We start from the raw sequence: 24384 nt of genomic DNA, 5'->3' as shown, positions 1-24384 counted from the left end.
CTTCAAATAATTTGCAAATATCTATAGTGTTTTTATTAGGTGCGTTACCTAATTGTTATCATTTTAATTGCTTAAAATTGGATTTCAAATTGCAGTCGGCAAGCAAGCTTGTCTGATTTAATTGCATTGTCTGCATAAGTGATATCTGTTTGGACCTTAAGTTTATGACCTACAATATACTTAGAAACTCCAAGAGTATACTCATTTGTGGTGTCTCTTCCTGTAATTTCTTTAAAATCGGTATTGGAATATCGTCCTGCAAGCTCCCAATTGTTCTTGAATAGGTATCCCGCAGAAAAATTATATCCAGATCCAATTTGTACAATGTCTCCAGTGGGGGTTCCATCGCTGTTAATAGCAACAGGAGAGTCTGCATCTCTGTCGGCATATTCTGCCATAATGGATAAACCGCGGTATTTGAACATAGCATCTACAAATAAGGTTGTGATGTCTGTTTCAAATAAACCAGTGTCTGTTTCCATGTAAGAACCACTATTACTTCTTATTCTCACCGCATTGTCGTTAAAGTCGTAAGATACTCCAAGGGCTAATTTTGGGGTTGCTGTGCGCTTTAGGTCGCTTCCTACATAGTCTTCTTTTCCTTCAAATTTACCAAAAGGATATAACTCTACACGACCTGTATATTGATGACCTCCTAAATTACCGGTAGTAACGTTTCTTCCTTCTCCTTGAGATACAGCCAAAGCTTCGGTAATAACGAATTTCTCCGTTATCGCAATTTGATGGTGTAATTGGATTCCCATATCGCGATCGATGTTAAATCCAGCATTAAGGATAGATCTGTCTACAAATTGTAGGTTAGAAGAAGAAATAACGCGCTCGCGGTTTCCTGGAAGTTTGGTTTGTCCAAACCAAAGCACGAAGTTTCCGTGGAAGTTCCATTTCATTACAGCGTCCATAACAACACGAGGGGTATTGTGGGTATAATAGGAAGCACCAGACATATCACGGTTTGATAGACCCAGTTCTATTTTATACTTAAGTTTTGGGGTTAAAGCAAAACCGTCAAACTTTAAACGGGCACGTCTTAGCAACATGTTGGATTGTGGATTTCCTAAATCTCCGTCATCTTCATTCCAAATCGAAGAACCTAAGAATTGCATTCTGGTGCCAATCTTCATAGACCAGGTACTATCTTTACCTACGAGGTTGAAAAGACCTTTACCAAATTTTGGGCTGTTTGTTTCAGTTTCTTGGGCGTGCGAAGTAAGCACACAACATAGCATAACTGCTAGGGCAGTAAGTTTAAGTTTCATATCAGGGTACTAGTTTTTGTCGGCGGCAAAGAACTGAACTCTATGTTAACTTAATGTTATGTGAAGATTAAGTTTATAACATTAAACAAAAGAGGCTACTAAATTAAAAGTAGCCTCTAGAATTCACTATAATATAGTCGACAAAAACTAATAGATTATATGAATCTCTCATTGTTTGTCATAAGACTCTGCAAATCTGCCATTATAAAATGACTTTAATGTAATGATAATATTAACTAATTATTAATAACATTTAATATTCTCAAAGTCTTAACTGTCAGAAAAACAGTGTTATTACGTTTCAATGTTAATTTAATGTTACGTAAATGTTTATTCAATGTAAATTTTTCGTAACTTTGAGTATATATGAACCTTAAACCCAAAGCAACATGAGAAAGATAGTCGTACTTGCAGCATTGCTTTTTGTAAGTCTTGGATTTGCACAGAGTGAAAGAACATTAACGTTAAATAAAGAAACCAATGTCATTGATGTGGTGTATTATCATGACAACGGAACTATTAGCCAAACGGGTAGTTATACCTTTGACGGCAAACTTCAGGGTGATTGGTATAGTTATGATGTGAATGGAAAGAAGATAGCTGCGGCAAAGTATGATAATGGTGTTAAGACCGGTAAATGGTTCTTTTGGGAAGAAAACACATTAAAAGAAGTGGATTATTTGAACAATAGAGTAGCTAGTGTTAATGAATGGGCTACCAAAAGTACTTTGGCTTCCAAATAATCGTTATATAATTAATTAATAACAAAAAAAGCATCCTGGTTAGGATGCTTTTTTATTTGTATGGATATGGTTATTATAATCCGGTAGTCCAACCTGCAGCCCACTCAGGAGCGTCAGCACCGTTACCAGCACCAGTAGCAGTTCCTTCAGTGTAGAACGCTTGGTTAGCACCAGTATAGTCAGTTGCGATAAATCCTTCAGCAGTGTTATCGAACATTACGTTGGTCATGCTTAAGTCACCGTTCTCAATTCTTACAGCAGCTTCAGCATCTGTATCTTTTACTTTGATACCTAAGTTCACTCCAGTAGTGTAGAAATTATCGATAGTGAAGTTTCCTCCTCCTTCTTTGAAGTAAAGGGCTCCTTCTCCAACAGGTCCTACAATCGTGATGTTAGACAAAGTAGTTGTAGTTGTAGGAGTGGCATTTCCATTATCTCCGTTATTAGATCCTTCAATACCGGCTTTAGCACCACCAGCAATGTACCAGTTAGAACCAGTTCCAGTCCAACCATCAGCAAAGTCGATAGAATCGTCACCACTATTGATAGATACTAAGTAGTTACCTACTACAGATCCACCAAAGAACTCGATACCGTCATCACCACCGTTGTAAGACTGTACATATTCAAAAGTAGTACCAGCACCAACACCGAATAAAGACACACCATTAAACTCTTTGTCGTTAGAGAAAGTAGCACCAGTGTACTCAACTCTTAAGTATTGGATTGATCCTGAACTGTCGTTAGTGTCATTTCCACCGTAGATTAAATCACCTACTTCTGAGGTTACAGAAACACCTTTGTTAGTAGGAGCGTTTCCACAGATTACCAATCCACCCCAGTCACCGGCAGCAGGAGAAGCAGCTCCAGAAGTCATTACTACTGGGTTGTTAGGCTCACCGTTGATGTTGATAGTTCCGTTTTGTGCAACTCCAATAAAGGCAGCAGTACCTCCAGTAGCTTTAATAACAGTTCCGGCAGGAATGTTTAAAGTTCCGTTAGCTTTAACAACCAAGGAGCTAGTTAATAAATATTCAGTATTAGCATTTAAAGTTACAGTTCCTGTAATTTCACCAGCCAAATTTTCAGTAACAGATCCACTGTTGTCCAATCCAATAGTCCAACCTGCAGCCCAATCAGGAGCCGCAGCACCGTTTCCAGCTCCAGTAGCCACACCTTCCGTATAGAAAGATTGATTAGCACCAGTGTAATCAGTAGCCATAAAACCTTCAGCAGTATCAGCAAACTGTAGGTTAGTGATAGTTAGGTCTCCGTTTTCAATTCTTACTGCTGCTTCAGCATCAGTATCTTTTACTTTAACACCAAGGTCAGCATTAGTTACATAAAAGTTGTTGATAGTGAAGTGACCTCCACCTTCTTTGAAGTAAAGTGCACCTTCAGTTACTGGTCCTACAACAGTAATGTTAGAAAGAGTAGTTGTAGTTACAGGAGCAGCATCTCCGTTATCTCCATTGTTTGATCCTTCAATACCAGCTTTAGCACCTCCAGCGATATACCAGTTTGTTCCAGTTCCAGTCCAGCCATCAGCAAAGTCGATAGAATCGTCACCACTGTTGATAGAAACTAAGTAACGACCTTCTACAGTTCCACCGAAGAACTCGATACCATCGTCACCACCGTTGTAAGACTGAACATATTCAAAAGTAGTGCCTGAACCTACTCCAAATAAGGATACGCCATTAAATTCCTTGTCATTAGAAAAGGTAGCACCGGTGTACTCAACTCTTAAGTAACGAATAGAACCAGAGTTGTCATTTGATACATTTCCACCATAAATTAAATCACCAACTTCTGAAGTTACAGACGTTCCTTTGTTAGTAGGTGCATTACCGCAAACTACCAATCCTCCCCAATCTCCAGCAGCTGGAGAATTGGCAGCAGAGGTCATAACTACTGGGTTTGCTGCAGTACCATTTACAAATATTTGAGCTCCTTGAGCAACAGCGATATAAGCTGAAGTTCCACCTGTAGCCTTAATCACGGTTCCGGCGGGAATGGTTAAAGACCCACCGTTAAGAACCACTAAAGCACCGGTTAATTGGTACTCTATAGAAGCATCCAATGTTACATCGTCAGAGATATTTCCTTCCAAAATACTTAAGGTTTCGCAAGGCTCACAATTTCCTCCGCAATCGATACCTGTTTCGTTTCCGTTTTGAATTCCGTCATTACATGTAGCTTGTGCACCATTGTCGTCGTCACTTGAACAAGATACAACTGAAATCAAAGTCGCCACTGTAAGAATTAAGGTAAATAAATTTTTTCTCATTGTGTTTTTTGTTGTTTTAAAAATTTAAAGCGAAATACGGTAACAGCTTTAAATTAAAGATTACAGAATGGTTAACTTAATATGAATATATACTGGTAAATATTTGGTTTGTTAACAATTACTTAAAATTGGTAAGACAAGGATAATTTAAAGTCTCTTCCTTTTTTATAAGTAAGCACGTCAACATCCTGAGTGTCTTGGTAACGCTCTACAGAAGGATTCAATAAATTCTTGAATGAAGCTCCTAAAGTAATGTGCTCATTTACTTGATACTTTGTAATGAGGTCCAAAGTTCCGTAACCTTTGTCTACCATGTTTCCTCTCCCTTGAACTCCCAACGCGTAAATACGATCGGAAAAGTAGTTGAATGCTAATGTGGTCATGAAGTTTCTATCTTCTGAAAAGTCTTTGTTGAAGCTAATGTCGGCATTCATTAAAAAGTCAGAAGCTCCAGAAAGACGATCATTTTTGTTGGTGAACACTGTGTTTATTATGGAATTTTCTTCGGCTACTTTTTCGTCATCCAATTCTTGATCTGTGTACATATAGGCCGCATTCAAACCAGCAGAAAAAACCGTAGCTAAAGTGCTATCGTCTGTTTCAACTTCACTTTTGAATAAGTTCTTGCGTACTTCAAGCTCCGCTCCAATAGCCATAGCATAATCTCCAGAGTTTACCCAGCTAATATCGTTGGATGCAGAGGCGATGGTTACTTGGTTTATTGGATTTTCAATATATTTTCCAAAGGCGCCAAGAGATAAAATCTCGTCTGATTCTGGGAAGAATTCCCAAATAATATCGGCATTGTAATCGGTAGAAGCATATAGGTCTGGATTTCCTATGTAATCCTGGTTTACTTCCTGGTAAAGGAAAGGTGCACGTTCTTTAAACTGTGGCAAGGTATAAGTTTTACTTGCTGCAAATTTTAAGTTATGTTTGTCGTTTACTGCGTACTTTAAAGATAAAGCCGGTAGGATTTCGAAAGTATCAAATTTGTTGTCCTCAGGTTCTGGACTCGAGCTTATGGAAGTGTCCCATCCAATAGTTTGGGTGATGTGCTCTCCTCGAAGTCCTGCAATCACACTGAATTTTGGAGAAAAAGTATATTCAAAATTCACAAATCCTGCGTGAATATTTTGGTCTCCTTTGTAATACTGAGGGTCCAATGCGTTTGGTGTATTTACATTTCCACGGAAGGTCTCGATTCTAAATAAACCGGCGTTCAGATTTTCTTGGGTAAAGTAGGCATCCACGTTGTAAGGGTCTACTACCGGTTGGGTAATAAGGTTGTTGTTAGAGTCTCTAAGTAATATCCTGAAGTTGAATTGGGTGGCTTCAAAATCTACTTTTTTCATTCTCCCGTTGTACCCTAAAGTCACTTTTCCTGCATATTCCTCATCTTCATTTTTGCTGAATTTGAATGTAGTGGCAATGTTTGCGGCTAATTCATCTTCATTCAAATCCTGGTAGAATCTGTGGTTGGCAGATGATGAAGATACCAATTGCATAGATTTCGGTCCATCAGGGTCGTTAGGGTTAACAGGTAACAATGTGGTCTGTCTTCTGTTTGGCACATTGTTGTAAAGCTTGTTATATGATATACCCCAGTTGATATCGAATTGCTCACTTATAGCATGGTCACCCAATAATTGGTTTACGAACAGCTCAGTTCTGTCGAATACCGAACGTTGTATGATACCTCCTCCTTCTGGAGCATCATCAAATACATTGATCACACCGTCATATTCCATTTGCTTTTGACTTGTAGAATTTAGGTAAAGTACATTGTACTTGATAGATTGTTGTTTGTGCTTCAAACCAATATTTCCCATCAAAGTGGTGTTGGTCTTGTACTCGTAATTTTCAAAATCAAAATTACTTAGAGGTACTCCGGATACGTTTACACCTCCTCTAGAAAGTCCTTCTTTGTAAGTGAAGCCATTACTGTAGTTACCTACTCCAAAGAAGCTTAATTTAGTCTCATCTCCTAATCTTAAGGTCTCTCCTCCAACTAACGAGATTCCTGAGTTTACAGGCATAGGTCCTTTTTCTCTATCCCAACTTGTGGTAAAATTGTAGTTGTTAAGTGGGTAATCAGGATAGTCTGTTGTGTAGAATCCGCTATAGTTTGGACCCTCATGTAAATAAAAGTCATCTGTACCAATAGCTTCTGTATTAGCACCAGTACTTAATCCTAATTGTAAGAATCCCGATCCTGTATAGTCTTTTGAGATAATGTTGATATTTGCACCTGCAAAATCTCCGTAGTTAGCCGCATTGTAAGTTTTGTCGATACCAATAAACTCTACAATGTTTGTACTGAAGATATCCAAATCGATATTCTTGTTTGCAGGGTTGTTTGAAGGTAATGGCAATCCATTTAAGGTTGTGATGTTGTAACGGTCTCCTAAACCTCTTACGAATACACTTCCTGAACCTTCTTGTTGAGAGATTCCAGAAACTTTGGTAACCGCAGTTGCTACGTCACCAACACCTTTTCTAGAAAGTTCCTGTGCACCGATGGATGTTTTGATTCCAGTGGCTTTTTTCTGCTCCAATAATAGAGCTGCTTCAGTTTCTTTTCTCGTGGTGGTCGTAATGATGACCTCATCCAAAGAAGCGGCACTCGCACCCATAGGTACATCTACCTGGGTTACTTTGCCTGCAACCACTTCAACTGTTAATTCTTGGGTTTCGTACCCTACGAAGCTAAATATTAAGGTATAACTTCCTGGTTCCAGATTGTCAATGGCATAAAGACCATCAAAATCTGAAGTAGTACCAGTAGTTGTACCTTTGATTAAAATGTTGGCGAAGGCCAACGGTTCATTATTAAAGTCTTTGTCTGTTAATTTTCCCGCCACAGAACCAGTGTTTTGGGCGAAAAAAACGGTGGTGAAAAGCACCGAAAATACTAATAGTAATTGTCTCATATTATAGTTGTTGTAATTCGGTGCAAAGAAACCTTCATACTGTAAAGTCAATGTTAACACATAATTAAAACTAGGTAATAAAAAGGTTAGGCAAATGTTAAGAGATGAGCCTATTTTTGACTTTTGGAAACATTAATTTAACATTGAAAAGAGTATCTTGCGACGACTAAAATTTTTAAAATGAATTGGGAGGACTTACTATCCTTAAAGCGTTATGGCGATACTCATAAACGTTTGCGCAAGGAACAAGATGAAACACGTTTGGGTTTTGAAGTGGATTATGATCGGGTTATTTTTTCGGCTGAATTTAGAAGCTTACAGGATAAAACCCAGGTAATTCCCTTATCCAAAACCGATTTTGTTCACACACGACTTACCCATAGTTTGGAAGTGAGTGTGGTGGGACGTTCCTTGGGTAGAAAAGTAGGTCAAAAGCTTCTGGAGAAATATCCTTATTTGCAAACCGTTCACGGTTATCAAGCCAACGATTTTGGGGCTATTGTGGCGGCAGCGGCTTTAGCTCATGATATTGGAAACCCTCCATTTGGTCATTCTGGTGAAAAGGCTATTGGTGAATTTTTTAGAAATGGTAACGGTGCCAAGTATAAAGCCCAATTGACGGACAAGGAATATCAGGACTTGTGTGATTTTGAAGGGAATGCCAATGGCTTCAAAATCTTAACAGAAAGTAGAAGTGGGAGAGAAGGAGGACTTAGATTGAGTTATGCCACTTTGGGAGCATTCATGAAATATCCCAAGGAATCATTACCCAAAAAACCTACCAAGCATATAGTGGACAAAAAGTATGGCTTTTTCCAATCGGAAAAGGATGTTTTTATGGATGTTGCTACCGATTTAGGCTTGCTTACCCGTGGAGACAAAGGAGAGGTTCGGTTTTCTAGACATCCGTTGGCATTTTTGGTAGAAGCGGCGGATGATATTTGTTACACCATTATAGACTTTGAAGATGGGATTAACTTAGGTTTAATACAGGAAGAGTTTGCATTGGAATACCTCATCAATTTAGTTAGACATTCCATTAACACTGAAAAATACAATGCCCTTCAGAATACTCAGGACCGCATTAGTTACCTAAGAGCGCTTGCTATTAATACATTGATCAATGAAGCTGTGGAGTTGTTTATGGCCAATGAAGAAGCTATTTTGAAAGATGAATTTCCTCAGGCACTTCTTGATAAAAGTCGTTTTGAGGCACAGATTAGTGATATTATAAAAATTAGCATTCAAAATATTTATGAATCTTCCGAAGTGATTGATAAAGAAGTGTCCGGTTATGAAGTAATCAATGGGCTGTTAACAGCGTTTACCGATGCAATTTGCAATACAGCCAATGGCACTGCTTCTAATTACAATAAGTTGATTTTGAAAATGCTTCCCGAAACGGTACAGTCTTCTCAAGTTTCAACTTACGACAGTCTTATGGCGGTGTCCAATTATATTTCAAAGTTATCGGATAGCAATGCTATATTGACTTACAGAAAGCTAAGAGGGGATTATATTTAAGGATTGTTAATAAGCTGTTTGTAACTTCTGGGCTTAAGCGAAAATCTGTGTGATTTTCACTTACATTTGTGCTGTTTTAGAATCTGATAATCAGAGATTTTTTTACATAAAAATGTATTTTGTCGAGGAAATTTGTTTTTTATCGATTAAATGTTATATTTGTCCTGTCGTTTATTTTTTAATTCTACAATGATGAAAAAGAACCTTTTAGGAGCTCTTGTTATTTTCTTTGTTACTGTGGCTTTTTTATTGATGCTTGATGATATGCGATCTAGCAAGAATTCGCAATTGAATGAAAGTGTAGATATTTACAATGCTACGGAGCAGCCTAACATGGCTACTACAGACAGTGACGCTGAATAATCCTTTCTAGTTTTTCTACAATTGCATCTACGTCAATTTTAGTAAGGTGCTGTAAGGTTTCAATACTACCGTGTTCCACAACAATGTCGGGAACGGCCATAACGCTTATATTGTTTTTGTAGTTGTACTGAGCTGCAAATTCCAAAATAGCACTTCCAAAACCTCCTTTTTCGCAACCGTCCTCAATTGTAATTATTTCAGAATAGGAATTGAAAGCTTGGTGTAACATGCTTTCGTCCAAAGGTTTTAAAAAGCGCATGTCAATATGGGCTACATCGTCTTTCATTTCCAGTTTTTCAATGGCCTTTGTGACATTATCGGCAATAAAACCAAGACTTAGAACAGCGATATTGTTCCCTTGTTTTAATTCTATGGCTTTGCCAATTTCAATAGGTTCAAAAGCTTGTTTCCAATCCAAAGTATTGCCCCTTCCGCGAGGATAGCGTATAGCTATAGGATGTTCTAGTCCTAATTGGGCGGTATACATAATGTTGCGTAATTCTACTTCGTTACGAGGTGCAAAAATAATGAGGTTAGGGACACATCTTAAATATGCTAAATCATACAAACCGTGGTGTGTAGCACCATCTTCGCCAACCAAACCTGCTCTGTCCAAACAAAAAATCACGGGAAGGTTTTGAATGGCCACATCGTGAATTACCTGATCGTAGGCTCGCTGTAAAAACGTAGAATAAATATTGCAAAATACCACGGCGCCTTGGGTGGCCATTCCTGCCGCCAAAGTCACGGCGTGTTGTTCTGCGATTCCTACGTCAATGGCCCGATCAGGGAATTGCTCCATCATATATTTTAAGGAGCTGCCTGTTGGCATGGCAGGGGTAATGCCAATAATGGCTTCGTTTTTTTCTGCTAGTTCTACAATGGTGTGTCCAAAAACATCTTGGAATTTTGGAGGTTGCACGGTATCTGGTTTAGGGAAGAGTTCCCCGGTTTTGGCATCAAATTTACCAGGCGCATGGTATTTCACCTGATCCTTTTCGGCTTGTTTTAATCCTTTTCCTTTGGTGGTAATGACATGGAGTAGTTTAGGGCCTTCTATGGTTTTTAATCGCTCCATTTCTGAAATCAAAGCGGCAAAATCATGTCCATCAATAGGACCTGAATAATTAAAGTTTAAGGCTTCAAACACATTTTCGTGTTTCTGTGTGCCTTTTTTAACATTGGTCAGATATTGTTTCAAAGCCCCAACGCTAGGATCAATTCCAATGGCATTATCGTTTAATATCACCAATAGATTGGCATTGGTTACGCCTGCATGGTTAAGGCCTTCAAAGGCCATCCCGCTAGCTATGGAAGCATCACCAATCACAGCTATGTGTTGTTTGGTTGTCTCTCCTTTCAGTTGGGACGCAATGGCCATTCCCAAGGCTGCAGAAATGGATGTGGAAGAATGCCCAACGCCAAACGTATCGTAGGAGCTTTCGCTTCGCTTTGGAAAACCACTTAGGCCTCCAAATTGTCGGTTGGTATCAAAGACCTCTCTTCTGCCTGTCAATATTTTATGTCCGTAGGCTTGGTGGCCAACATCCCAAATCAATAAATCTTCAGGGGTGTTGAATACATAATGTAGCGCAATGGTAAGTTCAACCACTCCCAAACTGGCTCCTAAATGCCCTTCTTTGGTAGCGACAATATGAATGATAAAGTCTCTTAATTCCTTCGCTAATTGGGGAAGTTGATGGGGCTCTAACTGCCTTAAATCCTCAGGAGATTGTATGTGATTTAATAACTTGGACATAATTACAAATGTACCATTTGAAATCGTATTTTTGGGATACAGAATTCAATTTTATACCTATGGAAAATCCTTTTGATGACGTGTATTTTATGAAGAAAGCCTTGCAGGAGGCTGAAGATGCTTTTGAGAAAGGGGAAATTCCAGTAGGGGCCATAATTGTGGTGGATGATAGGATTATTGCTCGGGCACATAACTTAACGGAAATGCTCAATGATGTTACGGCTCATGCGGAAATGCAAGCCATTACCTCGGCTGCTAATTTTTTGGGAGGAAAGTATTTAAACAAATGTACGCTTTATGTGACCTTGGAGCCTTGCCAAATGTGTGCAGGTGCTTTGTATTGGAGTCAAATTGGAAAAATAGTGTATGGAGCAAGGGATGAAGAGCGTGGGTGTATCAATTTAAAAACAAAACTGCATCCAAAAACCAAAATGGTAGGTGGCGTGTTGGAGGAAGAAGCCTCACGTTTGATGAAACGCTTTTTTATTGAAAAACGTAATTTGAATTAAAAAGTATAAAAAAAAAACGCTTAACAAATTTGTTAAGCGTTGAAACTGTGCTTAAAGATATATGCTCGTTAAACCACTTGCACGTTTGCTGCAACTGGTCCTTTTCTTCCTTCTTCTTCTGTGTACTGTACGCTATCGCCTTCACGTAGCTCAATACCGTTCAAGTTTGATACGTGAACGAAAATGTCTTTTCCTGTTTCGTTGTTGGTAATGAATCCAAATCCTTTTGAATCATTGAAAAATTTAACTGTTCCAGTCATGGTAAAAAAAATTATTATTAAAACATAAATGTATGATTAATAATCTTACAATGTGTTAAGTAATTGTATTTTTATTTAAAAAATTGATTATCAGTATTTTTTTTTATGATTTCTCATTTTTTCTAGATTCTCTTTATTAATCATATAGTCTTTCATGTCTTTGTCTTTCCAACGGTGGTATGAAAACAAAGGAAACACTACAAAGAAAAGTCCAACTACCCCAAAACCAATGAGTTTTTGTGAATAGTCAACTTCCAAGAGAAAACCACATGCTATACTAATTAGAGAAAGTATCAAGGATATGGCAATAATGTATTTCATGTTTTAGTGAGTAATATTGATCAATTTGCGGCGGTAGGCTGTCAATAATTTGGATTTGGAAATAAAGCCAACGTATACATTATTTCTAACCACGGGTAGGTTCCAAGCGTTACTGTCCTGGAACTTCTTCATAATATCGGTCATCTTGTCCTTTTCAATATCGATGATTTCCGGAGGGTTTTGCATGACTTCTTCAGCTTTTATTTCATTGTAAAGGCTTTGGTCAAACATTACCTGTCTAATATCGTCCAGTAAAATAATCCCTTTAAGGGTTTGGTCTTTACTTCGAACAACTGGGAAAATATTGCGGCTAGATTTTACCACTGCCTTGTGGACAATGTCACCTAGGTTCATTTCTGGATTCACAGGGATGAAATTGGTTTCAATTACCTTATTGATGTCCATGAGTGTTAACACCGCATGGTCCTTATCATGCGTAATAAGTTCTCCCTTTCTACCAAGCTCCATACTATAAACGGAATGTGGGTAGAAATATTTGGTAATGGCGAAAGAAATAGTGGCCGTAAGCATCAAGGGAATGAAAAGTTCATAACCTCCTGTTAATTCGGCAATCAAGAAAATGGCTGTTAATGGAGCATGCAGTACTCCTGCCATTAATCCGGCCATTCCCACAAGTGTAAAATTACTTTCTGAAACTGGATTGTTGATTAGGATGGTGTGGTTTAAGACTTTTGCAATACAATTTCCCATGATGCTTCCCATAAAAAGGGTAGGGGCGAAAATACCACCAACACCTCCAGCTCCAAAAGTGATGGAACTGGCAATAATTTTGAAAAATACTAATCCGGCCAAAAGCCCAATTACAATCCAAACATTGCTTAGGTCCAAATGGAGGAAGTTATTTACCAAGGCTTTTTCTGGTTTTCCAGCAATGAGGTTGTTCATAACATCGAATCCTTCCCCGTAAAGAGGTGGGATGAAATAAATAAGTACTCCAATGGCGGCACCTCCAACCAAAAGTCTTTTAACTGGCGAGTCTATCTTTTTGAAAAGTTTTTGAATACGTTCATATGCTTCTGTGAAATAAATGGAGGTAAACGCAGCAAAAACACCTAAAATGGCATAAAAGGGGACGTCGGAAGCTTTGAAATGATCTTCAATTCTAAAGGGCAACAAAATGTCGCTTCCAAAGAAAAAGTAAGACGTCATGATCGCCGAAAGCGATGCTAATAATAATGGAAGCATGGACGCGATAGTCAAGTCCAGACTAAATACTTCAATGGCAAATACGATAGCGGCGATGGGCGCTTTGAAAATGGACGATAAGGCTCCGGCAGCAGCACAGCCAATTAACAAGTTTTTGGTTTTTTGGTTCATGTGGAACATGCGTGCGATGTTAGAACTTATCGCCGCTCCTGTAGCCACAGTTGGTCCCTCTAGTCCCACCGATCCTCCAAAACCAACCGTAATAGGCGCTGTTAATATGGACCCAAACATTTGGTATTGTTTCATGATCCCTTTGCGTTTTGCAATGGCAAATAGGGTTGATGGAATACCGTGGCTCACCTTGTTTCTGATTACATATTTAATGATCAGATATACCAAGGTAAACCCGATGATGGGGAATAAAAAGTAAAACGCATGGTGGATGGATTGCACCAAACGCCCTTCCAGTAAATGTTGGATAAAGTGCGTCAAGTTTTTCAGCACTACTGCTCCAACTCCGGAGGTGAAACCAACCAATATACTGAGGAAATAAACAAATTGCTTATGGGAGATGTGCTTGGCTCTCCAGATCAACAAGCTTTTGTACAACGATTTTGCAGGCATAACCTAAAACTACTAAAAAATCCTGCAATTTGCAGGATTTAATTTTTTATGAATTTAGATTTAGTTTTAAGCTTAACTCATCCAGTTGGGCATTGTCTACTGGTGCAGGTGCATCAATCATGACGTCTCTTCCGGAATTGTTTTTAGGGAATGCTATAAAATCTCTAATGGTTTCCTGACCACCCAAAATAGCAACCAATCGGTCAAGACCAAAGGCCAAACCACCGTGTGGAGGGGCACCATATTCAAAAGCATTCATCAAGAATCCAAACTGAGCTTTAGCTTCTTCAGGAGTAAACCCTAAATAGTCAAACATTAAGGACTGAGTTTTTTTATCGTGAATCCTTATAGAGCCTCCACCAATTTCATTTCCATTCAATACTAAATCGTAGGCATTTGCTTTTACTTCACCAGGATTGGTTTCCAGTAATTCTAATTGGCCTGGTTTAGGTGAGGTGAACGGGTGGTGCATCGCGTGGTAACGCTCTGTTTCTTCGTCCCATTCCAAAAGAGGGAAGTCCATTACCCAAAGTGGTGCGAACTCGTCTGGTTTACGTAAGCCTAGTTGCTCGGCCAATTCCATTCTTAAGGCACTTAACTGTGTTCTCACTTTATGGGTATTTCCAGATAAAATACAGATTAGGTCTCCTGGTTTTGCTCCTGTAACTTCAGCCCATTTGGCAAGGTCTTCTTGATCGTAGAATTTATCTACGGAAGATTTGAAAGACCCATCTTCATTGTAACGACAGTACACCATTCCCAAGGCGCCAATTTGTGGACGCTTTACCCAATCGATAAGTTTATCGATTTCTTTTCTGGTGAAGGCATTTCCACCAGGTACAGCAATACCTACTACCAATTCAGCAGCATTGAATACTTGGAAATCTTTATGCTGGGTTACTTCGTTAAGCTCTCCAAATTGCATTCCAAAACGGATGTCTGGTTTGTCGTTTCCATACAAACGCATGGCATCATCATAAAGCATTCTTGGGAACTGGTCAATTTCAACGCCATTGACTTTTTTCAATAAGTGTCTGGTAAGACCTTCAAAGGTGTTAAGGATATCTTCTTGCTCAACAAAGGCCATCTCGCAGTCTATTTGTGTAAACTCCGGTTGTCTGTCAGCACGTAAATCTTCATCCCTAAAACATTTTACAATTTGGAAGTACTTATCCATACCACCTACCATCAGCAATTGCTTAAAGGTTTGTGGCGATTGTGGAAGGGCATAAAACTGTCCGGGGTTCATTCTACTAGGTACAACGAAATCGCGGGCACCTTCCGGCGTAGATTTTATTAAATAAGGTGTTTCAACTTCAATAAACCCTTCTTGTGAAAGGTAATTTCTAACCTCTTGGGTTACTTTATGACGGAAAATCAAACTGTTTTTAACCGGATTACGTCTGATATCAAGGTAACGATATTTCATACGCAACTCTTCTCCACCGTCTGTTTCATCTTCAATGGTGAAAGGTGGTAGTTTGGCACCGTTCAACAGGGTAAGTTCCGAAACCAAAATTTCAATATCACCAGTAGCCATGTTTGGGTTTTTGGAAGCACGTTCTATAACGGTTCCTTTTACCTGAATCACAAACTCACGCCCTAACTTTTGGGCTTGTTCCATAATGGCCTTTGGCGTGCGCTCTTCATCAAAAATAAGTTGGGTAATCCCATAACGATCACGTAAATCTACCCATACCATAAAACCTTTATCTCTTACTTTTTGGACCCAACCAGCAAGAGTAACTTCACTATTGATGTGTGATGCATTCAATTCACCACAATTATGACTTCTGTACATACCTTAAATTTTGAAGTGCAAATTTAATGAAGATAACTGATTAAAAAATAAAAAAGCCCTAACATTTGTCAGGGCCTTCTCCGCTATTAATCAATGCTCGGGTGAGCTTCAACTTTCTCTTGTAACGAAAACGATTCTTCTATTTCGGGCTTAGTAGGTGAGATTTTACTTCTAATCCACATTTTTAACTTCATCGATAGGAAAAACAGTACAGGAACCACAATCAATGTCAAGAAGGTGGCAACGAAAAGTCCAAATATTACGGTCCATGCCAATGGCCCCCAGAAGCGTACGTTATCCCCTCCTATATAAATGTGTGGGTTGAATTCACTAAACAAGCTAAAGAAGTCAATGTTTAGTCCTATTGCCAAAGGAATCAATCCTAAAATGGTGGTAATTGCCGTAAGCAATACAGGGCGTAAACGCGCTTTACCCGCTCTCACGATACTTTCAAATAGATCCTCAACAGTAAGGTATTCATCATCATCCAATCCTCTGTCAATTTTCTTTCTATCAATTAAAAGTTGGGCATAATCCAGGAGAACCACACCATTGTTTACTACAATACCAGCAAGGGAGATGATCCCTACCATGGTCATCATGATTACGAAAGCCCATCCAGTAATTACAAGACCACCAAATACCCCAATGAAACTTAGGAATATGGCCAACATGATGATGGCTGGTTTTGAGATGGAGTTGAACTGGAAAATCAAGATGAAGAAAATCAATCCTAATCCCGTGAAGAAGGCGCCCACTAAAAACTTCATTTGTTTTTGCTGTTCTTCAATTTGTCCTGTGTAATCAATTTTGATGTTTTCAGGCAAGCCTTCATAGGTTTTCATTTCATTTTGAATTTGCGCTACAATGGCTCCAGCATCCGTAAAACCAGGGGACAATGCCGAGTGAACTGTTACCACACGTCTGGTATCTTTGTGTTTTATGGCACTAAATCCAGAGTTGTTTTCATGTTTGGTAACCGCTGATACAGGAATGCTCTTGATTTTTCCAGTATTATCTCTAAAAGTGATATTCTGGTTAAAAAGGGCACTGGTATTGTATCTGTTTTCTTCATTGAAACGCACATAGATGTCGTAATCGTCGCCACCTTCTTTGTAAATTCCGGCTTTGGTACCAAAGATGGAGTTACGCAATTGTTGTCCTACTTGGGCAGCGCTTACGCCAAGTTCTCCCGCTTTTTCCCTGTCGATTACCACCTTCATGGAAGGCTTGTTTTTGTTTACGTCTATTTTAAGTTCGTCAATACCTTGGATATTTTTTGAGTTGATAAACTCTCTCATATTTTCGGCAGTAGCGATCAGTTCGTCATAGTCGTCACCTTCAATTTCAATGTTGATAGGAGAACCTGCCGGTGGTCCGTTGGAATCTTTTTCCACGGAAATCAAAACTCCAGGGTAGATGCCTACTAGTGCTTCTTGAACTTTTTGGCGCAATAGCTCACTATCTTCACCTCTACGGAATTTAAACTCCCTCATGGAAGCGGTAATTTTTGCTTTGTGAGGCATTTCGGCCGAAGAACCTCCATCGGTTTGAGGATTTCCAGCACCTTCACCTACTTGAGATACGGCACTTTCTACCATGAAATTATAGTCGCCGTCTTTATATTGAGTATTGTCCAGAACTTGATAAACGCGCTTTTCAATCTCTTTGGTGATGGCATTTGTTTTTTCAATGGCGGTACCTTGTGGGTATTCTATATAGACAATAATCTGGTTTGGTTTGTTGTCTGGGAAAAATTCTACTTTGGTACGTTGTTCCTTCAATGATATTCCGAAGGCTATAAACGAAGCTATCAATGCAGAAAAAGTAGCAATGGTTATAAATACAGGTTTCTTGCCAGAGAGTGCCCAACGTAATTGTCCTTCATACCAACGTTCCAATTTTACCAACGTTTTTGTTTGGAAACTGTTGGCCCACTTTCTTAGGAATAATCGGTACACCCAAAGCATAATGGCTGTAAATACCATAAGGGTTCCCAAAGATTTGTATGGACCTCCAAAAATAAAGACCAAAATACCTATTACGGCCATTATTGCCGTGAGTTTTATGATCTTGTTCAGCGGCATATCTTTGTCTTCTGTGGTCATAAATTGTGATACCAGCACAGAATTGAAGAAGATGGCTACAAATAATGAAGAACCTAATACAATGGATAGGGTCTGTGGTAAAATCATCATGAATTCTCCCATTAAACCTGGCCATAATCCTAATGGAATAAATGCAGCTACGGTGGTGGCAGTAGAGATGATAATAGGAAAGGCAATTTCTCCAATTCCTTTTTTGGCTGCTTCCAAACGGCTCATGCCTTCTTCATCCATCAGTCGGTATACGTTTTCAACCACTACAATACCGTTGTCTACCAACATCCCTAGCCCCATGATAAGACCAAACAGTACCATGGTGTTTAATGAAATTCCGAAGAAATTTAGGATCATTAAGGACATGAACATAGACATCGGGATGGCAAACCCTACGAAAATAGCATTCTTAAATCCTAGGAAGAACATCAATACCATTACTACCAAGATTACCCCAAAGATGATGTTGTTTACCAAATCGTCTACTTTTCCAATGGTTACGGAAGATTGATCGTTGGCGATGGTAACTTGTAAATCCTGAGGAAACACATCTTTGATGGCGTGGTCTACGATGACATTAATTTGATTGGCAGCGTCCACCATGTTCTTTCCTGCACGTTTTTTAACATCCAGCATGACTACAGGTTGTCCAAATTCGCGAGCATAAGTAGTCCTGTCTTCTTCCTTAAAACTTACAGTGGCTACATCTTTAAGGTAGATGGCATTTCCATTTTCAGATTTTACAACGAAATTTTTCAAGTCGTTTGGAGACTCAATTTCTCCCAACACACGGATGGTTCGGCGCTGTCCACTGGCTTTTAAATTTCCAGCAGAAATGGTGACGTTTCCATTATTGATGGCATTGATAATGTCGGTGAAAGTGACATCGGCGGCCATCATTTTATAGATGTCTACGGCAACTTCCACTTCCTTTTCCTGGGCGCCACGAATGTCTACCTTTTTAATCTCCAATAAATCTTCAATTTCATCTTGAAGGTATTCTCCGTATTCCTTTAATTTTTCAATTGGGTAATCTCCCGAAATGTTAATGTTCAGGATGGGCATTTCTTCTGAAAGGCTCAATTCGAACACATCTGGTTCTACTTTGGCACCATTAAAGGTTGGCCAATCTTCACTTGAGGTTTCCTGATCTATTTCGTCTTTCACCTTTTGTTTGGCTTCTTCAACAGTGATGTTTTCATCAAACTCAACAATTACCATCCCGTAATCTTCTTGAGAGGTAGAGGTTAGCTCAACCAGGTTGCTTACCGTTTTAAGCCTGTCCTCAAGGGGGTCGATGATGAGTTTCTCGATATCTTCAGCAGTATTCCCTGGGAATACAGAGCTTACATATATTTTGGTTTCATTAACCTCTGGGAAGCTTTCTCGAGGCATGTCGAAAAAAGCGCCAACTCCAAGGTAGAAAATCACCACAATAAGGACGTACATTGTGGTTTTGTTGTCGATGGCCCAAGAAGACCAACGGAATTCTTTGTCCACTATTTTTTTGTTCTTTTCTGTCATTGTCGTTGGATTAGTAAGTGATTACTTTAACAGTTTGTCCGTCTTTAACGCTACGGGCACCTTCTTCAATAATTTCAGCACCGTTTTCAATACCTTCCAAGACTTCAATGACGTCTCCTTGAGTTCTTCCGGTTTTGATGATCACTCGGTTGGCCTGTCCTTCACCATTACCATTTTTGTTATTGATGACGTAGATGTACTGCTCCCCATTGGCATTTTCAGAAATGATACTTTGCGGGATCAATAGGGCTTTCTCATTGGTGTAATCGTTGATTTTTAATCGCGCTGTCAAGTTAGGTTTGATAGATTCATCTTTGTTTGGAATGTCAACCTGTACTTTAAACGTTCTGTTGGCAGGGTTGATATAATCTCCTGCTTGGCGAATTTCTGTATTGATTGTTTTGTTCAATAACGGGAATTCAACAATTACTTCTTTGCCTTTGGAAACATCGGTGATGTAGCGTTCTGGGACATCTGTTTCTATGTACATGTCCTTAAGGTTTACCAAACGTATCAATTGCGATTGTCCTGCTGCTACCACACTCCCTTTTTCAGTGATGATGTCGTCAATAGTTCCACTAAAAGGAGCCGTTACTCTTGTTTTAGCAATTTGTTGTTGCAATTGGTTGATGGCTTTGGTTTGTGCTTCGTATGAAGATTTTGCCTGTAGGTACTGCAATTCACTACCAATATTGGCATCCCAAAGGCGTTTTTGACGGTCAAAAGTGGTTTTGGCCAATTCGGCTTGAATTTCCAATTGAGCTAACTGTTGACTCAATCCACCATCATCAATTTTAGCTAAAATTTGACCTTTGGTTACTTGTTGTCCTTCCTTAACATAGATGTCTGTTAAGATTCCGTTGAATTCTGGAGTGATGACCAATAGGTTTTTGGTAGTTACATTACCTTGTATATCCAACATGTGTTTGAACTCTTGTTCTTTTGCCGTAAATGAGGTAATCAGTGGCATGTGTTTTACAGTATCCAATTTGGCAATAGCCTCATCCAATTGTTTTAGTTTGCCAGCAATGACCTGTTGTTCGGCAACAACCTCGGCTCTTTTGGTTCTAATTAATTCTAGGTTGTTTGAGCTTAAAACATTTTCTACGGAATTCTTTTTCTTCTCGCCTCCGCAAGAAACCAAAAGAAATGCTAGTGTTATGATGGAAAATATGTTTTTCATGATTTGAATGTTCTGTGTTTTGTGATTGACTAGTTTATAAGGACTGTGTTAAGTGCTGTTTCCAATTCTGCTTTTGTGTTGATAACCTGCATCATGGCTTGAAGATATTCTTCTTGTGCCGTGTAAAGTTGCGTTTGTGCCTGTCTCAACTCAAAGCTCGAACCAACTCCCTCGAAGAATTTGGTCTCGTTTTTGGTTTCGATACGTTCGGCGAGGTTAAGGTTTTTCTTTTTGTTTTCGTATTCTTCCATTGCCAGTTGATAGTCGCTTTTTGCAGAGGCAATTTGAAGTTTCAGCTGTTGTTCTATTTCTGTAAGGTCGGTTTGTGCTTTTTCGTAGTTGATACGGGCTCTTTGAGTAGAAGCCATTCGCATTCCCGAACTGAAAATAGGGACTTTTAAACTTAGACCGAACAGTGAAGAACCAAACCATTGTTGATCACCTCTTAAAAAGCCAAATTCATCGTTATACCCTGCATATCCTGCGTTGATAAAGGCATTTAGTGTAGGAAGGAATTTGCTTTTTTCCAACTTCAATAATAGTTCTTTTGAAACCATATCGTTTTTGGCAATTTTAAAGTCTATGGTATTTTCTATGTTTTCATCGGCTTGTAAAATGCCCAGGTCCATGTTTTCTTCTGTTAGAATGGCCAAATCGTCTGTTAATGTCGTATTGGAATTTAAGTCGATCCCCAATGTGATGTTGAACATTTGGTAAGCCAAGGTTTTTAAACGTTTGGTATTGTTTAATTGGCTTTCAATGCCGGAAAGGGTGATTTGTAATTGCTCTACACTTTCTTCTTCTTCCAAACCATTCTCAAAGATTTTGGTGGTTTCTTCCAAATTCTTTTGAAGAACCGCTAAGTTTTTGTTCAAAATCTCCAAAGCTTCTTCTGAAAATAGCACATTGACATAGGCATTTATTACGGCTTGTCTCACTTCAAGATCTGTCTTCACTTTTGCGTTTTGGGAAATCTCTAAATACACTTTGGCTGATTGTAATCCCACTAAATAGGATCCGTCAAAGATTTTTTGAGTTGCTGTGGCGGTTGCCGTTAAGGATTGGGGTTGTCCAAGAACAAACTCTTCATAAACACCATCTCCATCAAAATCAACTGGAGTAACTTGTTGTTTCAAAAAGTTTTGGTAATCTACAGTAGCATCAATTTGCGGGAGTCCTGTAGCTGTGGTTTCCCTCTTTTGTTTTTCGGCAGCTTCAATATCTCGCGTGGCGTTTATCGAGGAGCGGTTATGCTCCAAAGCATAGTCTATAGCTTCCTGTAGGCTGAAGACGTGAGTCTCTTCCTGGCCAAAAAAGGTCAGGGAGCACAGCAAGCTAAAAGTTAAGATCAGTTTGTGTTTCATTATGATGGATTTGTGTTTGTGTACTTTTTTAATATTTCCAAGCCCTTTTCGGTACAGATGCCTCTAAGGTGATATTCCAAATAATGGTTCATCAACTCGTGCATGGAGAAATGGTTCAACGGGAACAGTTCTTTGTCCTTTAGGGCCATCATACAGTTAAAATAGATTTTGGTGACAAACTGTATGTTAATGGTGTCTCGGTATAGTCCTTGCTCAACCCCTGCGGTTAAATTGCAGGCCACGCAATCTTCCATAACGCAAAATTGATTGTTCTTCAGGGATTCGAAAATCTTTGGGTAATACTTCTGCAACTGATATTGAGGGGAAGACTTTTCGTCCTTAAGATGTTGCATACTGAACCTTTTAATTTCGAAAATTTCCTCAATAGGGTTGAGTTTTTGTGCTCGTATCTCATTAATACCGTTAGAAATGAGATTGAACATATAAAGGGTCGTGGCCTCTACCAATACGTTTTTGTTTTCAAAGTATTGATAGATGGTTTTTTTGGACATGCCAAGTGCGTTGGCAATTTCGTCCATTGTAACACTCTTAAAACCATAGGTTAGAAAGAGTTCGGAGGCGGTTTTTAAAATATCATCTTTCATAAGAAGCGGCAAATATACTATGGAAACTTTAAAAACAAAAAAAGTTTCCTAGGTTTTAACATAATGATAATAATAAAAGGAAACATTTGTGTCTATTGAGTCAATTGCCTTATTTTTGTCCGATGCAAAACGTGGAATACTACCAAGATACTTTTAGCAAGTATTTACAGACTTTTACGGTTCAAAGAGAGCCTGTTTCTTTATACAATCCTATTAATTACATTCTCAATTTGGGCGGCAAGCGATTGCGACCTGTGCTTACATTGATGACGGCAGAAATGTTTGGTTGTGAAGTGGAGAAGGCCTTGCATGCGGCTTTGAGTATTGAGGTGTTTCATAATTTTTCTTTGGTTCATGATGATATTATGGACGATGCGCCGCTAAGAAGAGGGAATGAAACCGTCCATGAAAAATGGGATTTGAATACCGGTATCTTGTCAGGAGATGCTATGTTGATTTTGGCTTATCAGTTGTTTGAAAACTATGAGCCACATGTGTTTCAAGCCCTGGCAAAATTATTTAGTAAAACGGCTTTGGAAGTTTGTGAAGGACAGCAATACGACATGGACTTTGAGTTAATGGATAATGTGTCCATTCCTGACTATCTAAAAATGATTGAGTATAAAACTGCGGTTTTGGTAGGTGCAGCGATGCAGATGGGAGCGATTGTGGCAGAGGTTTCTTCGGAAGATCAGACAGGTGTTTATGAGTTTGGGAAAAATCTTGGGATTGCCTTTCAATTACAGGATGATTATTTGGATGCTTTTGGGGACCCTAAAAGTTTTGGAAAACAAGTAGGCGGGGATATTATCGAGAACAAAAAGACCTATTTATATCTTAAGGCTTTGGAGTTTTCTTCAGAAAGTGATCGTTTACAACTACAGCATTTATATGGTATCCAGCCTACGGATGCTTCTGAAAAAATTAAAACTGTTAAACAGTTTTTTGAATCAACTGGCGCTGCCCAGGCTACTAAGGAGGCTATAAAACATTATACCAATTTGGCGTTTGCCGTGTTGGAGGAATTGAATATTCCTGCAGATCGAAAAGATGTGTTGCGAGTATTTGGAGAACAGTTAATGGATAGAGAGGTATAATGCAATTACCATCAACATATGATGATTTGATTGCTCAAGCTAATGAGCAAGACCTTTACAAAAAGTTGATAAGGCAGTTAAATAAGGACCTTTTGTACGCCAATATCGATTTGGATTTTGATGAGCAGGTGTTGCCGTCCAGTTTAAAGTTGCTTTTGCAGGAAACGGTCTATAAACTGATCCATGAAAAATTCGCCGACTATTTAAACCTTCTCTATATTATTGATGTTTCCGAGGAGAAAATAAAGCAACTTGATGGTAGTGATACCTTAAAGCTTTCGGAAGATGTCACCTTTTTAATTTTGAAGCGCGAATGGCAAAAGGTGTGGTTTAGAAACAAATATTCTTAAAAATAAACTCTCACAAAAGGTGCCCAAGGGTCGGCATAAATACTTTTGTCCCTATCGTATAATACGTCATATCTAATCCCAATGGTGACATTGTGTGTGCTGTAACCGGCTCCCAAATAAAGGGCGGGATACCAATAGTTGTCATCTTTGTAAATTAAACGGCTGTCATAGTTTCGGCTAATGTTCATTTCTTCAAACTCTGCCGAAAGTTGTATTTGCTCTATTGGTCTAAAAAGGCCTATTAAGCTACCTCCCACAATGGTGGATTTATAAAAATCTTTTTGAGTGTTGTAGGAAAAATTAAGTCCTACACCAAGAGCAAATTGCCAATTGAATTCATAAATAGCACTAGGAGCTAATGTTCCGCTAAAGAAACCATCTCCAAATCCAAGGCCGATGCCGCCACCAAATCTTACATGGCGCCAAAACTCACTTTTCTGTTTAGGAGGGGTTTGCTGAGAGAATCCTGGGACTGAAAAAAGACAAAGGAAAAGTATGGGCAATAGAATTTTCTTCAATGAAATTGAGGTTAAATCCGTCATATTTTAAATTGATGAGGTTATGTGTTATAAATATAATAAAAGCATATCT

At 38.9% G+C, this 24384-nt stretch carries 19 protein-coding genes; 6 read left to right on the top strand and 13 right to left on the bottom strand.

What is annotated here, in order from left to right:
• Positions 1–71 precede the first annotated feature (71 nt).
• The gene (locus BKM32_RS02750) at positions 72–1277 is read right to left on the bottom strand and encodes a porin (RefSeq protein ID WP_076662444.1); all 1206 of its coding nucleotides are present in this window, start codon (positions 1275–1277) and stop codon (positions 72–74) included.
• Positions 1278–1666: 389 nt separating this feature from the next.
• On the opposite strand from BKM32_RS02750, the gene BKM32_RS02745 reads away from it, so the two are divergent.
• Positions 1667–2020 carry a toxin-antitoxin system YwqK family antitoxin gene (locus tag BKM32_RS02745; RefSeq protein WP_076662443.1) on the top strand — a complete coding sequence of 118 codons (354 nt, stop codon included), beginning with the start codon at positions 1667–1669 and terminating at the stop codon, positions 2018–2020.
• Between the two features lie 73 nt (positions 2021–2093).
• On the opposite strand, the gene BKM32_RS16540 is transcribed toward BKM32_RS02745, so the two are convergent.
• Both BKM32_RS16540 and BKM32_RS02735 read right to left on the bottom strand, forming a co-directional pair.
• Complete coding sequence (locus tag BKM32_RS16540; protein WP_076662442.1) at positions 2094–4310, bottom strand: hypothetical protein; 2217 nt, start codon at positions 4308–4310, stop codon at positions 2094–2096.
• A gap of 122 nt (positions 4311–4432) precedes the next feature.
• A complete protein-coding gene (locus BKM32_RS02735; RefSeq protein WP_076662441.1) occupies positions 4433–7243 on the bottom strand; it encodes a TonB-dependent receptor in 2811 nt (936 codons plus the stop codon).
• Positions 7244–7423: 180 nt separating this feature from the next.
• On the opposite strand from BKM32_RS02735, the gene BKM32_RS02730 reads away from it, so the two are divergent.
• Complete coding sequence (locus BKM32_RS02730) at positions 7424–8767, top strand: deoxyguanosinetriphosphate triphosphohydrolase (protein WP_076662440.1); 1344 nt, start codon at positions 7424–7426, stop codon at positions 8765–8767.
• 192 nt (positions 8768–8959) lie between these two features.
• The gene (locus BKM32_RS16450; protein ID WP_157503105.1) at positions 8960–9130 is read left to right on the top strand and encodes a hypothetical protein; all 171 of its coding nucleotides are present in this window, start codon (positions 8960–8962) and stop codon (positions 9128–9130) included.
• Here BKM32_RS16450 and BKM32_RS02725 read toward each other — a convergent pair.
• Positions 9108–10889, bottom strand: a complete 1782-nt coding sequence (locus BKM32_RS02725) for a 1-deoxy-D-xylulose-5-phosphate synthase (RefSeq protein ID WP_076662439.1) — start codon at positions 10887–10889, stop codon at positions 9108–9110. The two genes, BKM32_RS16450 and BKM32_RS02725, sit on opposite strands and share 23 nt — an antisense overlap.
• 59 nt (positions 10890–10948) lie before the next feature.
• Between BKM32_RS02725 and BKM32_RS02720 the strand changes: the two genes are divergently transcribed.
• Positions 10949–11398, top strand: a complete 450-nt coding sequence (locus BKM32_RS02720; protein ID WP_076663030.1) for a nucleoside deaminase — start codon at positions 10949–10951, stop codon at positions 11396–11398.
• A 68-nt stretch (positions 11399–11466) separates the two neighbouring features.
• Here the strand turns inward: BKM32_RS02720 and BKM32_RS02715 are convergent, their stop codons facing one another.
• From BKM32_RS02715 to BKM32_RS02680, 8 genes are all read right to left on the bottom strand, one after another.
• On the bottom strand, positions 11467–11658 hold the full coding sequence (locus BKM32_RS02715; RefSeq protein WP_053976275.1) for a cold-shock protein: 192 nt from the start codon (positions 11656–11658) through the stop codon (positions 11467–11469).
• A 90-nt stretch (positions 11659–11748) separates the two neighbouring features.
• Positions 11749–11979: a hypothetical protein gene (locus BKM32_RS02710; protein ID WP_076662438.1), complete on the bottom strand. Its 231-nt coding sequence runs from the start codon at positions 11977–11979 to the stop codon at positions 11749–11751.
• Between the two features lie 3 nt (positions 11980–11982).
• Positions 11983–13770 (bottom strand): chloride channel protein, encoded by a 1788-nt coding sequence (locus BKM32_RS02705; RefSeq protein ID WP_053976273.1) that lies wholly within the window; start codon positions 13768–13770, stop codon positions 11983–11985.
• 46 nt (positions 13771–13816) lie between these two features.
• A complete protein-coding gene (aspS, locus tag BKM32_RS02700) occupies positions 13817–15571 on the bottom strand; it encodes an aspartate--tRNA ligase (RefSeq protein WP_076662437.1) in 1755 nt (584 codons plus the stop codon).
• 86 nt (positions 15572–15657) lie between these two features.
• A complete protein-coding gene (locus BKM32_RS02695) occupies positions 15658–19194 on the bottom strand; it encodes an efflux RND transporter permease subunit (protein ID WP_076662436.1) in 3537 nt (1178 codons plus the stop codon).
• Between the two features lie 10 nt (positions 19195–19204).
• On the bottom strand, positions 19205–20377 hold the full coding sequence (locus BKM32_RS02690) for an efflux RND transporter periplasmic adaptor subunit (protein ID WP_053976270.1): 1173 nt from the start codon (positions 20375–20377) through the stop codon (positions 19205–19207).
• 29 nt (positions 20378–20406) lie between these two features.
• The gene (locus BKM32_RS02685; protein ID WP_076662435.1) at positions 20407–21741 is read right to left on the bottom strand and encodes a TolC family protein; all 1335 of its coding nucleotides are present in this window, start codon (positions 21739–21741) and stop codon (positions 20407–20409) included.
• Positions 21741–22346 (bottom strand): TetR/AcrR family transcriptional regulator, encoded by a 606-nt coding sequence (locus BKM32_RS02680; RefSeq protein ID WP_053976268.1) that lies wholly within the window; start codon positions 22344–22346, stop codon positions 21741–21743. The genes BKM32_RS02685 and BKM32_RS02680 overlap by 1 nt, the downstream gene beginning before the upstream one ends.
• Positions 22347–22468: 122 nt before the next feature.
• On the opposite strand from BKM32_RS02680, the gene BKM32_RS02675 reads away from it, so the two are divergent.
• Both BKM32_RS02675 and BKM32_RS02670 read left to right on the top strand, forming a co-directional pair.
• Positions 22469–23443 carry a polyprenyl synthetase family protein gene (locus BKM32_RS02675; RefSeq protein ID WP_076662434.1) on the top strand — a complete coding sequence of 325 codons (975 nt, stop codon included), beginning with the start codon at positions 22469–22471 and terminating at the stop codon, positions 23441–23443.
• Positions 23443–23793, top strand: coding sequence for a hypothetical protein (locus BKM32_RS02670; protein ID WP_076662433.1), 351 nt, complete (start codon positions 23443–23445; stop codon positions 23791–23793). The genes BKM32_RS02675 and BKM32_RS02670 overlap by 1 nt, the downstream gene beginning before the upstream one ends.
• Here the strand turns inward: BKM32_RS02670 and BKM32_RS02665 are convergent.
• Positions 23790–24335 carry an alpha-ketoglutarate decarboxylase gene (locus BKM32_RS02665; protein WP_076662432.1) on the bottom strand — a complete coding sequence of 182 codons (546 nt, stop codon included), beginning with the start codon at positions 24333–24335 and terminating at the stop codon, positions 23790–23792. The genes BKM32_RS02670 and BKM32_RS02665 overlap by 4 nt on opposite strands.
• Positions 24336–24384 lie beyond the last annotated feature (49 nt).

The sequence above is a fragment of the Mangrovimonas sp. DI 80 genome (assembly GCF_001975575.1).
Lineage (GTDB): Bacteria > Bacteroidota > Bacteroidia > Flavobacteriales > Flavobacteriaceae > Mangrovimonas_A > Mangrovimonas_A xylaniphaga.
This window is presented reverse-complemented; position numbering and strand designations above follow the sequence as displayed.